The 12,612-nt window shown below is 57.1% G+C and carries 10 protein-coding genes; 7 read left to right on the top strand and 3 right to left on the bottom strand.

Annotation, left to right across the window (positions count from 1 at the left end):
• The first annotated feature begins 85 nt into the window (after positions 1–85).
• Complete coding sequence (locus tag soil367_RS08640) at positions 86–1,039, top strand: FAD:protein FMN transferase (RefSeq protein WP_172962305.1); 954 nt, start codon at positions 86–88, stop codon at positions 1,037–1,039.
• A 16-nt stretch (positions 1,040–1,055) separates the two neighbouring features.
• Here soil367_RS08640 and soil367_RS08635 read toward each other — a convergent pair whose 3' ends face one another.
• Together soil367_RS08635 and soil367_RS08630 are read right to left on the bottom strand one after the other, a co-directional pair.
• Complete coding sequence (locus tag soil367_RS08635; protein ID WP_136548714.1) at positions 1,056–3,197, bottom strand: sensor domain-containing protein; 2,142 nt, start codon at positions 3,195–3,197, stop codon at positions 1,056–1,058.
• On the bottom strand, positions 3,187–5,370 hold the full coding sequence (locus tag soil367_RS08630) for a sensor domain-containing protein (RefSeq protein ID WP_136548713.1): 2,184 nt from the start codon (positions 5,368–5,370) through the stop codon (positions 3,187–3,189). The genes soil367_RS08635 and soil367_RS08630 overlap by 11 nt, the downstream gene beginning before the upstream one ends.
• A gap of 560 nt (positions 5,371–5,930) precedes the next feature.
• Here soil367_RS08630 and soil367_RS08625 point away from each other — a divergent pair.
• From soil367_RS08625 to soil367_RS08615, 3 genes are all read left to right on the top strand, one after another.
• Positions 5,931–7,466 (top strand): bifunctional GNAT family N-acetyltransferase/carbon-nitrogen hydrolase family protein, encoded by a 1,536-nt coding sequence (locus soil367_RS08625; RefSeq protein ID WP_136548712.1) that lies wholly within the window; start codon positions 5,931–5,933, stop codon positions 7,464–7,466.
• 309 nt (positions 7,467–7,775) lie between these two features.
• A complete protein-coding gene (locus soil367_RS08620) occupies positions 7,776–8,201 on the top strand; it encodes a hypothetical protein (protein ID WP_136548711.1) in 426 nt (141 codons plus the stop codon).
• 56 nt (positions 8,202–8,257) lie between these two features.
• The gene (locus soil367_RS08615; protein WP_136548710.1) at positions 8,258–9,214 is read left to right on the top strand and encodes an NADH-quinone oxidoreductase subunit E; all 957 of its coding nucleotides are present in this window, start codon (positions 8,258–8,260) and stop codon (positions 9,212–9,214) included.
• 151 nt (positions 9,215–9,365) lie between these two features.
• On the opposite strand, the gene soil367_RS08610 is transcribed toward soil367_RS08615, so the two are convergent.
• Positions 9,366–9,683 carry a hypothetical protein gene (locus tag soil367_RS08610; RefSeq protein ID WP_136548709.1) on the bottom strand — a complete coding sequence of 106 codons (318 nt, stop codon included), beginning with the start codon at positions 9,681–9,683 and terminating at the stop codon, positions 9,366–9,368.
• Between the two features lie 76 nt (positions 9,684–9,759).
• On the opposite strand from soil367_RS08610, the gene soil367_RS08605 reads away from it, so the two are divergent.
• The 3 genes from soil367_RS08605 (at position 9,760) to codA (ending at position 12,567) form a co-directional block, all read left to right on the top strand.
• Positions 9,760–9,945, top strand: coding sequence for a hypothetical protein (locus tag soil367_RS08605; protein ID WP_136548708.1), 186 nt, complete (start codon positions 9,760–9,762; stop codon positions 9,943–9,945).
• 293 nt (positions 9,946–10,238) lie between these two features.
• Positions 10,239–11,273: an AraC family transcriptional regulator ligand-binding domain-containing protein gene (locus soil367_RS08600; RefSeq protein WP_136548707.1), complete on the top strand. Its 1,035-nt coding sequence runs from the start codon at positions 10,239–10,241 to the stop codon at positions 11,271–11,273.
• A gap of 37 nt (positions 11,274–11,310) precedes the next feature.
• Entirely contained in the window at positions 11,311–12,567 is a 1,257-nt protein-coding gene (gene codA / locus soil367_RS08595; protein ID WP_136548706.1) for a cytosine deaminase, read from the top strand.
• Positions 12,568–12,612: the final 45 nt, after the last annotated feature.

Genomic DNA, 12,612 nt, shown 5'->3' with positions numbered 1-12,612 from the left:
CCTTTCTTCTCGGCTCGCTGTTGGGCTCGCTATCGGGATCTGCAGCTTGCTCGCCCTCTCGGGATGCTCAGACGAGCCTCAGCTTTTGACCATCACAGGCTTTGCCCAGGGCACCACCTACAACATCAGTTACTGGACCGCGGATTCAGTTCCCGCGGAAACGGTGGAAGCCCACGCCGAGCAAGTACTCGAGAAAATCGACGTTGAGCTTTCAACCTATCGGGACGACTCGGACATCGTGGATTTCAACAACTCCCGGGTCACAGAGGCGCAAGTTGTTCCAGCTTCGCTGGTCGATCTGGTTCGTATCGCCAAGACTGTGAGCGCGCAATCCCACGGGTGTTATGACCTGACGATCCGACCCTTGTTTACCCTGTGGGGCTTCGACGGCACCTTTAGGGTGCCCTCAGCAAGTGCTGTCGAGGAAACGCGTCGGCGAATCGGCATGGACAGGCTAACCATCGCCGGCCCGACGCTGCTCGCTAAGGCTGAAGCCGACATTGGAATCGATGTGTCATCTATCGCCCAGGGATACTCAACTGCTCTGCTGGCAGCCGCCCTTGAGGACCTCGGTATCACGAACTATCTGGTTGAAGTCGGCGGCGAACTGTTGGTAAAGGGCGGCAAACCCGGAGGCGAAGACTGGCGAGTGGCCATCGAAAGACCCCTGGCCGGAGAACGGGCGATACAAAAAATCGTTGAGATCGAGCCGGGCGGAGCCCTGTCTGTAGTGACCAGCGGGACCTACAGGCACTACTACGATGAAGCGGGTAAGCGCTATAGCCACATTCTGGACGCGCGCACAGGTTCACCCGTAACACATGACCTGCTGTCCGTAACCGTTATTCATCCGGACCCAACGATCGCGGACGCCTGGTCTACTGCTCTTCTGTGTCTGGGCACGAAAGCAGCCCTGGAGGTCTCCCGAAAGCTGGACATGGCCGTGATGCTCGTGGAGGCAGACGGTGACGAATGGCGCGAGCACTTCTCGCCCGCATTCGAAAACCCGCGCTGGCAAGTACAAGCAGTGCCGGAGTAAAGCGCCACCAAGGCGTTTAACGCAGCGCGGCAATGTGTTCTCTGTTGGCAAAGACATAACGGTTACGGCCGCTCTGCTTGGCCTGGTACATGGCATGGTCACCGGCCCGCAGTAGATCCGTGGCCTCAAGCGGGCCTTTGCTACCGGACAGGTCGGCCAACAAAACGATACCGATACTCGTTCCAACCTTGAGTTCAAGGCCGTCACAGCATATGGGCTCAGCGGCCCGGTCCAACAGTTTCTGCGCTATGTGGCCGGCCTTTTCCGCTGAGTCCACTTTTCTCAGCACGATCACAAACTCGTCTCCACCCAGGCGGGCAACAATGTCATCCTCGCGCACCAATTGCCGTAATCGCGCGGCAAACTCCACCAGCAGCTGATCTCCAACGCCATGACCATGTGTATCATTGACCGCCTTAAAGCGGTCTATATCGAGGTAGAGCAAGGCCAGCTGGCCTGTGCTCCGACGGCCGTCCGCCAGGATCGAGACTATCTGGGACATCAGCGCGGCCCGGTTTTTCAGGCCCGTTAACGCGTCGTGTTCGGCCAGGTAGCGTATGCGCGCCTGACTCTGCTTATGATCCGTAATGTCTTCCTGAATGATGATGACGTGGCTCGGTGTGCCTGCGCCCTCTTCATAAACCGGAGATACCGACTGCAGGGCCGTAAACGTGCTGCCATCCGCACGCCGCATGTCGCACTCACCTGTCCAGGTTTTCCCTTCGCGTAACGTCCGGTCCATCTCTACCAGGGTACTCTCGGCAGTGTCGACCAGAAACTCGCGAGTCTGGCGACCCAGCAGGTTTTCCTGGCTGGTCCCTACTGAATCACTGATAGCGCGATTGCACCATACTATCCGCCCACGCAGTGTCGCGAGCACGACGGCAGTGCTGGAATGCTCCAATGCCTGACGCAGCAGGCTCAGCTTGCCCAGTTCGCGCGTCTTGCCCCAGGCCACGCGAAGCCTGCTGGCGACATGGTCCAGCAGATCGAGAACATCGCTACCGCGAAAACTACTTTTCGCGTGCAACGCAATCACGAGTGCTGCTGACTGAGACTTGCTGAAGGCTATCGGCACTTCCGCCAACTGCTCGCAGTTGTGGCTGCGAAATATCTGGCCCAAATGCGCCGGCAAGCTATCCAGTTCGATTATCCGCAGGTTTTCCTCGGCATCGCTCCAGTTCGTCATATCCCGTTTCGGGAGGCACTCCTCAAGGTCGACGGACTCCCCGAGAACCCCGCCAAAGTGCCTGGATTTGAGCGGTGTGCCGCTGATGCTCTGAAGCGTAACCCAGGGGCTGTTGAACACGTGGGCCAGTCGATCACAGGCATGGCGTGCCGCGCTATCGATATCGCTACCCTTGAGAATACGCCGGTCGATATCGCCTAATAGATTCTCAACCTCCACACGCACATACTGGGCAGAGACGTCGCGGGAGAAAATCGCTACCCGGGCCCTGCCAGCTGAGTTGCCGATCGGCGTGACCGTATTGTCGAGACGCATGCCGTCCCGGAAATCCTGAAAACGGATGGGTTGGTTGCTACTGCTGATCTGTCGCATGACTTCACGTCGACCAGGCTCGTTCTGCGCTGAGCTGAGGTCTATCAGGCGCTGCCCCTGCAATTGGTCGGGCGTCATGCCAAAGCGCTCCGCTGCGCTGCGGTTGCAGCGTACAACGGTACTGTCAAAGGTGGTGAGGATGACCGACTCTGGATGAGCATTTATAAGCGCCGTAAGATCGCGCTCCGTCTCGCGCAAGGCGTATTCGGACTCTACCCTGCCCGAAATGTCTCGCCCAACCGCAATAGCAAGGTCCGTTCCATCCAATTGCACTTGCCGTACCGAAAGTTCGAGGTGCAGAACCTTACCGTTTTTCTTGCGAAGCGCGGCTTTCAGGCTGGCCTCTCCCACCCGTTGGAGCGTCTCTATGACAGTGCGCCACTGCTGCATATCGACGTTTTCTGCGATATCCAGGGGGCTTAGCGTGAGCATCTCCTCGCGGCTGTAGCCGGTGAGATGGCTGGCCTGGGCATTTACATCGAGAAAAGGCAGCGGGACGCCGCCGCTAGCGAGCGGAATGACGAACATGGCATCGTTCGAGCTGTCGAAAAACAGTCGAAAGGGCAGCGTGGACTCGTCGCTTCGGCTATTCGTCACTAGTGTCCCCCGCCCGCTTATCCGGCGATCCTTCTATACATCCCCCTGAATACAAGCAGAGACGGCCGCGGCCCTGACGCTTCGACTCATACATGGCAGCATCGGCATTACGCAAGAGACTGTCGGGCGTAGCGCCGTCTGTCGCCGCCATGCTTACTCCGATACTCGACTGGGCTCTCAGTTTCACCCCGTCACAATCGATAGGCGCTTTGAGATTACTCAGAAGCTTGAGCCCTACTGCTTCAGCTTCCGCCGGCCTCTGTATGGCCTTGAGTAACAGGACGAACTCATCCCCACCTATGCGGCAGACGAGATCTCCCTCGCGAACGACAGCCCGCAGGCGCTGGGAGAACCCTTTGAGTAACGCATCACCGACAGAGTGGCCGTAGCGGTCGTTAACCTGCTTGAAGTGGTCAATGTCCAGGTAAAGCAACGCGATGTCGCTCGCCGGACGCCGGCGATCCAGCAATAACTCGTGCAGAACCTGATGCAGGTACTCCCGATTGTGCAGGCCTGTCAGCGAGTCATGTTCTGCCAGATAACGGATATGCGCTTCGTCGCGTTTACGGCGGGAGATGTCTTCCTGTATTGCAATCAGATTCAGAAGACTACTGCCGTCTGCTGAGAATACGGGTGTAATTGACTGCAGTACGGTGTAGGTCGAGCCATCCCTGCGTCTGATATCTGCTTCACCGGACCAAGCAAGGCCGGTGTCTATCACATGCTGAAAGGGCTCCGACGGCAGTTGGTCAACGTGATCCGCAGCGGTCTCCTGCGACCGAACCGCTGAAGTCGTGAGCCGCCAGGCATACTCGATCTCGCCCAGTGCGTAGCCACTCTGCCGGCTGAACGCCTCATTGGTCCAGAGTACTTTCGCGTTACCATCGGTGATCATCACGGCACCGTGAGCCTTTTCCAGAGCCTGGCGCACCAGGCTCAATTCCCGGCGATCCGCTACCAGCCCAAAAGCAACCCGGAAACGACTGGCCGCGTGGTCAAGAAGAGCCAGAATCTCAGCATGTTCGAACATACGCTCGTACAAAGATGCAACAGCCAGAATAGCTCTGTGACCCATGGGCAACTCGACGTTCAGAACGCAGATGGCAGCTGCTTCGGCGTGATCCACTGTCGGGATAAGGCGCAAGCCGGGATGATCGGTCGCGTGGAAGACATGCACTACGCTGTCGGGCTCGCTCAGCACTCTCTCAAGCAGGTGCGGATGAATCTGGGGAGAGTCGCTGTCGTTGCACCAGGCGCCCCGGCACACTCTCTTCTCAACAGGTGTGCCGACGCTCTCAGTAAAGCAGATCAGCGGGCTTGCAAATGACTCAACAAGAAATTCGCAGGCATACCCAATCAGCTCCCCCATGGGCACCCCGTCCAGCACTTCCCGGTCGAGCCTGTTAAAGAGCGTGTTGAATCGCCGGGTAAGGTAAGAGACGGTCACGTCTTCGGAAAAGATTGCGAACCTGGTTACGGAATCGGTTTCATCAATGATGGGGCTGATTGTATTTTCCAGCCACATACCGTCCCGGTTGTCGACCAGGGTCAAGCTCCTGCGCTGCCTGACGACTTCTCTCGCGACCTGCTGACGGCGCTCTGCTATGTCGCTGGGGCTCATGTCGATAATACGCTTACCCCGGAGCTTTTCGGGGGTTGATCCCAAACGCCTTGCGCCAACGGAGTTGATGCGCAGAATGGTTGTGTCGGGCGAAACCAGGGCTGAAAAGCCTAGCCCGGTATCCACCAGCGCTTCCAGATCCTGGCGACTGTTTTTCAGCGTCTCTTCGGCAGCCAGCCGGTCACTTATGTCGCGGGCGACAGCCAGAATATATCTGTGCTCATTGTGGTGAAACATCTGGACACTGACTTCTACCGGCACCTTCGAGCCGTCCCGACGGGTATGTTTTCGATAAAACCTGTCATGGCCCTCACGCCGGACCTGTTGTCTGGCTCGCCGCCAGCCTGCAGAGGATATTTCCTGGTCGATATCGCGCAGGGTCAACGCCTTGAGCTGGGCGTAGCTATAACCGAGCATTTCGCAGGCGCGCCGGTTCACTTCTATGAATGGCTGAGCCTCACCCGATTCACTGGTAGGCATTACAAAAAAAGCATCGCTCGAGGTTTCGAAAAAGAGCCTGTAGAGCCGGTCATCTCCCGTTACGTTCTGCACATCATCGTCCCGAGTCCTGTTTCACCCGCGCTGTTGTTTGGGCTGTGGCATAAATGAGAACCGGCTACCGCCGTCTCGATGAGTCGCGTTTTTTCACGGCCTATCGCAAGCGCACACCGAGCCATAAGCACTGATACTGATGCACCAAGCGATGTTTCAGGCCCGTCCTGTTGCCACCGCCCATTTTAGCCGTCGACCGCGCCGCCTGCACCAACACTAGCGTTATTTTTGCAGCAGTTTGCAACCGCTCCAACGTCCCGTTAATTTGACCGGTAATGTTCCATCCAGTTTTTTCCTGGGCCTCGCATCGGTTTTGGATCCTGTAAGCCACATATTTTTTGGGGACCGTTTACGGCGCCCTGCTGCAGGCTACGGTCACCGGTCCGTCTCAGCAGGCCCTGCCAGCGTTTCAAGCGTTCAGGTAACGGGATGGAAATGCCGACTCCGGGTCCAGCATATCGGCGGTCTGTTATGATGGCCGGCTGGAGGTAACCGCCGACGCTTCTCCCCGCAGTCAGCGCGTTGCCCCGACGTAACCCAACTATGGAGTCACTGAGTTTATGCCACCCGATGAACTGCACTTGAATCTCAGGCACCTGGAACTGAACGATTACGAGCAACTCAAGGTGCTGATGGACCGGGTCTACAACGATATCGGTGGCTCATGGCCAAGGGAGACGATAAAACACCTGGTGCGTGAGTTTCCGGACGGCCAGCTGGTCATTGAGGACAATGGCAAACTGGTCGCGGTCGCCCTGACTGTCCGGGTTCGCTACGACCGTTTCAGCAACCCGCACACTTATGATGACCTGATTCTGCGCAACCAGAAAATCTGGCATAACCCCAAGGGCGACGCGCTCTATGGGCTGGACGTGTTTATTGACCCGGATTACCGCGGCTTCCGGCTGGGACGCCGTCTGTACGATGCGCGGAAGGACGTCACCCGTAATCTCAACCTCCGCGGTATTCTTGCTGGTGGTCGCATTCCCAATTTTGCGGCACACGCAGATGATATGCGGCCTGAGGAGTACATTGAGCGGGTCGACCGAAAGGAAATTTACGACCCGATACTGAGCTTCCAGCTGTCCAACGACTTCCAAGTAAAACGCCTCCTGCACCGGTACTTGCCGGAAGACGAAAAATCAAAGGGTTACGCCACTCTACTCGAGTGGAATAACATTATGTATGCGCCTCCCAGCGATATCTCGGACTTCCGCAAGTCCCAGGTACGACTAGGCGCGGTCCAGTGGCAGATGCGCGAATTTCATTCCGTGGATGAAGTTCTGACCCAGGTCGAATACTTTGTCGACGCCCTGTCGGACTACAAGAGTGACTTTGCCGTATTTCCAGAGTTCTTCAATGCGCCCCTGATGGGCCTGACGGACCAGGGCGACCAGACTCAGGCGATACGTTTCCTGGCCGGTTTCACGTCGAGGTTCCGGGAAGAAATGCAACAGATGGCCGTGAGCTACAACATCAATATCATTACCGGCTCCATGCCCGTGCAGGAAGGGGAACGTATCTATAACGTTTCCTACCTGTGTCACCGGGACGGACGAGTGGAAGAGCAGCGCAAGCTGCACATAACGCCTCACGAAAGAAGGGACTGGGTCATAGAAGGCGGCCAGGAGATGCGTGTATTCGACACGGATGCTGGCCGGGTCGCCATAATGATCTGCTATGACATTGAGTTCCCCGAGCTGGGGCGTCTTGTTGCCGAACAGGGCGTCGACATCCTGTTTGTCCCATTCTGGGTCGACACGAAGAATGGTTACCTCCGCGTTCGAAACTGCGCCCAGGCGCGGGCTATCGAAAATGAGTGTTACGTGGTAATCACCGGCAGCGTCGGTAACTTGCCCAAGGTTCAGAACCTGGACGTCCAGTACGCGCAATCCGCCGTTTTCTCGCCGTCGGACTTCGCCTTTCCCCACGATGCGGTGATGTCCGAGTCAACGCCAAATACCGAAATGATAATGTTTTCAGACCTCGACCTGGATAAGCTGAAGTTGATTCGCAACGAAGGTTCGGTAACGAATGGCAAGGATCGCCGCCTGGACCTGTATCAGCTGCAGTGGCGCCGCGAACCGACGGGATGATTCGGTGCGACTTCTGGTTTTACGCCCGCAGAGCTAATGCCGCAGCCTCTGCTGAGGTATGCCTTGCAGGTCGTTGATCGAATTGCAATTCGAAGAGCTTGTGACTAGAGTTGAACTAATCAGGCCGGTCCAATGGCCGGCTACCGGTTCCGGTTTACAGCCAGATCCTGGGCTCTTGGCATCCCGTGGTCCCGACGCGGTACCTGGGTCCCACGCGCAGTGCATTACGGCTGACCGGATTGAGAGGCCCTTGCATTCGCTGGTTACCCGCAGCGGGTCTCGACTAATTGCAGGAGACGTCAGTCTCATATGTTCAGTGCTGACTTTAATACAAAGCAACCGCTACCCGATCTCTTTGCCTCGTTCAACATGAAGCGTGGGCTTCTTCGCCGCGAGCAGATATTAGCGGCGGTATACCAGCTCGACGACTGCGGCTGTGTGATCAAAACCGATGAAGCTTTTGTGTTCGGGGATGAGATCCGGTTGTCGCTGTCTTTGAACATGCCCTTGGAAAGCGCTTCCACACCCCTCCTCACTGGTCGCATTGCAGGCGTGAGGAAGTACTGCAGTAATTTCTTTTATGCTGTTGAATTCAAAGGCGATATGGATGATTCCGCTACAGCGGATATCGCGCGAATACGCGCCCTGCTCGAACGCAAAGTTGCGCTCAAGGGCAGACGCAAAAGCAGGCGTAGCCCCGGCACGCCACCTGCGCTAAGAGCTGCTAGAGCATGAGCTGAGTGAATCGTTTATGATTGCAGCAGGTTCCGACCGTTAAAGGGAGATTTTGGATGGCGAGTAAAGACAAGTCGAGCAGCAGCAAGATTCGGAAAAAAATCAATAAAGAGCTCGAGAAGACCTCTGCACAGATCGAAACGCTGATCAGCGAAGCGCTACGACAGATTGATGGGTTGCAGACTCAGATCCAGCAGCCGGTAAAAAAGCTTATCGCAGATCTGGAGAAGATCCGCGAGCGCGAGATGAAGCGCTTCCATGACGAGTTCGAACGTCGGATGACCGAGCTTCACGATACGCAGGATATGTTGCTCAAGCGTTTGGGGATCAAAGGAAAATCTCTGGATCAAGCCAAGAAGGAGCTGGTAAAAAAAGGTTCCCGTACGGCTGACAAGGCGCCCAAGAAAGCAAAGAAAAAAGCAGAATCTGTAAAGGCCAGCACCGAGAAAAAAGCTTCCAAAGCGGCTAAGTCTGCCAGAAAAGTGGCAACTGACCAGCCGGCTGGAACGTCACGCTCATCCACGGCCAAGGCGCCGGCCTCCTCGACCGCGAGCCGGGCGACGGCCACAACGAGTGGGCGTAAGACGGCGGCAGCGAAATCGACAGGTACGACTTCGAGTACTGCCCCATCACGTTCGGCATCGGCCCGTACCTCCGTCGCCCAGTCCGGTTCCGCAAGCAGTTCCGGTTCTCCGCGAAAGTCGGGCACGGCTGCGCCAGCCAGCTCCAGCGGAGCAAAAAGCCAGACGACAGCGACTCGCAGCACGAGCGCAGCCGCAAAGCCCAGGTCAAGCGGTTCGGGCCGAAGCGCCAGTAGCGAACTGGGCCAGATAAAAGGGATCGGTCCCGCTATCGAGCGCAAACTCGAAGCTGGCGGGATCACGCGTATCGATCAGATTGCAAATCCCAGCGCAACCGAACAGGAGACGCTGTCTAAGGTCGCCTCCGCGAAAAATCTTGAGAACTGGCAGCAACAGGCGAGGACGATGGCCAGTACTGCAAAATCGAGCTGATCATCTGTGGCGTTCAGGCATTAGCGCGAGTGGTGCGCATTGCGCACCTCAACGCGTCCCTCTTCGGAGATTTTCCGGCCCGGCCTGATGAACCTCACGCGTGGTCTGTCTTGATGCCACTGACATAACCCGTCCATGCAGACAGGGAGCGCTATCGAGCTGTAGCGACCTCTGTTTCAGTCACTACCACCCAGTTTTTGCCTAACTGCCTCAGTTCTGTTTCTGCGTTTTTTGAGCCTACCGGTACCCCGGCTATCGCGGGCTTGCTGAACTCACCGCCTTCAACGCGGTCCATCGTATCGACATCAACGGTACGAACCAGATAGAGCTTGCCTTTCACCTTGACCTGAGAGCGGTGGGACAGGCCAAAAACAAATCGACAGTAGTCCAGTTTCAACTGAGCAAGATCACGCTCTGCTTTGGTGATCTTGCGTATCAGAACTTTCCGCAAACTATCGGCGTACTGCATTCAGTTGTTTCCTGCTTATTGGTGTTGGTGAAGCGCTGTCGTCGCAAAGGCCCCTGGCTTGGCAAACCGAAGGGCCATGAGCAAATTTATTGACGAAACTGAACAAGAAACAGGGCAAAGCCTGCCAAAGACAGGCACCTGCCGCGATCAGAGTGTGCAAAACGCTTCTCTGGATCTTTTCCTGTCGGTGCTAAAGGATGATGCAATGGTCCAGACGACTCAAGCACAACCGCGGTCCGACCCTGCTAAAACGCCAGTATAGTGACCTGCTTCGCGAATATTCAGCCCCCTGCCCCAGAGCACTACGAGATCGAGGCATCGATACCCGACTTGAGACCGACCCGGGACGCCACCCGACGGCCTGTCATCGGCGGGGGCCAATGCCGGCCTGTACGCCAATCTGAGGCCGATACTGACTTTTGGGCGGTGCCCTTTCCGATGCTGTGCCGTTGTGTTTACAGTAAACTGAACAATCTCCGCTACAGGTTTTTTTGTGAAACTCCACCTGAACCTTTACCTTGCACTCCAGTCGCCCGACGATAGCTGGACGGATCAATGACATCAGACAACCGTCTCGGAGCCGCGTCCGTCGCCGCTATTCAACAATATCTAAGGCTTGCTGAAACTGAAGGTGCAGACGTAGCCGGGCTGTGTGAGTCAGTCGGGTTGTCGCCCGCCATCGCCGGTGACCCGTCCGCTCAGGTGCCTGGCGAAGTATTCCAGCAACTTATTCGCCAGATGATCAACACGCTGGGAGATCCGATATTGGGTCTTCGTAGCGGCGATTTCGTGCAACCCGGGTCTTACAGCGTGCTCGGTTATATCACGATGAGCTGTGCGACGCTCGGAGAGGCCATCGCCCGCATCGCGCCGTATGAGCGCCTGGTAGGCGATATGGGCGTCACCGGGCTTTCGCAGTCGGGTGACAGCATGCTGCTTACCTGGCATTGCGGTTACACCGATGCAGCTGTCAGGCACCACATGATCGACAACGTGTTTGCGTCCTGGATCAACTATGCACGCTGGCTCGGTAATGTCGAAGATGTCTCACCGTTGTGGGTCGACCTGGAACACAGCTCTCCCGGAACGCTGTGGGAGGCAGCATATGGTGAGCGTTGGCGCTGCCCTGTTCGCTTCAGTCAGAAAACGAATCGAATCTGTATCCCAAAGTCACTATTACAGCATCCACTGCGCACCCCTGACCCATTACTACGGCAAACGCTCGAAGATCATGCTCATTCCCGCTTGGCTGCGCTAGGCGCAGAAAAGGGTTTTTCCACCCGGGTGCGCAGCGCAATACACCAACAGTTACGGGCAGGCATCACGCGACAGGACATGGTTGCCGAGCAGTTCTCAATGACTGTTCGCACGCTCCAGCGGCGCCTCAACAGCGAAGGCCACTCTTACCAGTCTCTACTGGATGAGGTCCGCCGGGAAATGGCGTGCGATTACCTGCAAAGGACCACGCTGCCTTTCCCCGACATCGCACTGCGATTGGGATTCTCGGATGTACGCTCGTTCCACCGCAGCTTCAAGACATGGACGGGAGTAACGCCGGGCAGCTACCGTAAAGTGGACGGCAAAGATTAATCCCAGACTCACCGACCGCGCGCATTCGGAGAACCGCATGACTTTCCAGCCTGAAGCCATTATCAACGCACGCCTTGTCGATAAAGACGGGCTGTTCCGAATCAATATTCGCGACGGGCATTTCGCCGGGACGACAGCGGCAGGTGATCTGACTCAAGCTGGAGCAAACGAGCTGGACGCCGGCGGTAACCTCGTCTGTGCCGCCTTTGTGGAGCCTCATATTCACCTGGATGCGGCCCTGACAGCGGGTCAACCTCGCTGGAACCAGAGCGGGACACTGTTCGAAGGTATCGAGTGCTGGTCTGACCGCAAGCGCGAGCTGAGCCGGGAGGATGTGATCGAACGCGCCGAACAAACCCTCAAGCTGTTTTCAGCGCACGGCATCCAGTATGTACGGACCCATGTTGACGTCACAGACCCGTCGCTCGCTGCATTGAAAGCGATGCTGGAAGTGCGCGAGCGGGTCTGCGGGTTCATTGATCTCCAGATCGTGGCTTTTCCCCAGGAAGGTATTCTCTCTTTCCCCGACGGTATGGCTCTGATGACCGAAGCCGTGCGGCTAGGTGCCGATGTGGTCGGCGGCATTCCCCACTTCGAGCATACCCGGGACTATGGCGTGGACTCCGTTCATAAGCTCATGGCCCTCGCCATAAAGCACGACCGGCTTGTGGATGTGCATTGTGATGAGATCGACGACCCCAGCTCCCGCTTCCTCGAAGTGCTTGCAGCGGCCGCCCTGAGTCAGGGCTACGGTCAGCGCGTTACCGCCAGCCATACCTGTGCCATGCACTCCTACGACAATGCCTATTGCAGCCGCCTCTTCAGACTATTACAGAAGGCTGACCTCAGGTTCGTAGCCCTGCCCACCGAAAATCTCCACCTCCAGGGCCGATTCGACACTTACCCCAAACGCCGAGGTATCACACGGGTGCCAGAACTACTGGATGCTGGCATCAAAGTCGCCTTCGGGCAGGATTCCATCCGGGACCCCTGGTACCCCATGGGGAACGGCAACCTTCTTCGCACCCTGGACGTCGGTCTTCACGCCTGCCACATGCTCGGCATGAACCGGATTGCCGCCTCCCTGGATCTGATTACCTACCACGGCGCCGCCGTGATGAACCTGCCCACCTATGGCCTGGCTGAGGCAATGCCGGCCCGGTGCGTTGTTCTGCAGGGACAATCACCGTACGAGGCACTTCTGGCGCAGGCCCCGGTACTCGCCTCGGTGCGTGATGGCCGGGTGCTGTTTCAGCGGGAAGAACGAGCGGTCGTGGTAGACGGCTGGATTTGAGTACAGGGATTGGCACAAGCGAGAGGTGAGTGCTTCCCGCCAGTG

It is taken from the genome of Hydrocarboniclastica marina (assembly GCF_004851605.1).
GTDB lineage: Bacteria > Pseudomonadota > Gammaproteobacteria > Pseudomonadales > Oleiphilaceae > Hydrocarboniclastica > Hydrocarboniclastica marina.
Note: the sequence above shows the minus strand (reverse complement) of the source record. Positions and strands in the feature narration are given on the sequence as shown.

Coding starts and splice junctions, on each gene's coding strand:
- soil367_RS08610 (WP_136548709.1), bottom strand. CDS start 9,683: ATGCAGTACGCCGATAGTTTGCGGAAAGTTCTGATACGCAAGATCACC.
- soil367_RS08605 (WP_136548708.1), top strand. CDS start 9,760: ATGAGCAAATTTATTGACGAAACTGAACAAGAAACAGGGCAAAGCCTG.
- soil367_RS08625 (WP_136548712.1), top strand. CDS start 5,931: ATGCCACCCGATGAACTGCACTTGAATCTCAGGCACCTGGAACTGAAC.
- soil367_RS08600 (WP_136548707.1), top strand. CDS start 10,239: ATGACATCAGACAACCGTCTCGGAGCCGCGTCCGTCGCCGCTATTCAA.
- soil367_RS08615 (WP_136548710.1), top strand. CDS start 8,258: ATGGCGAGTAAAGACAAGTCGAGCAGCAGCAAGATTCGGAAAAAAATC.
- soil367_RS08620 (WP_136548711.1), top strand. CDS start 7,776: ATGTTCAGTGCTGACTTTAATACAAAGCAACCGCTACCCGATCTCTTT.
- codA (WP_136548706.1), top strand. CDS start 11,311: ATGACTTTCCAGCCTGAAGCCATTATCAACGCACGCCTTGTCGATAAA.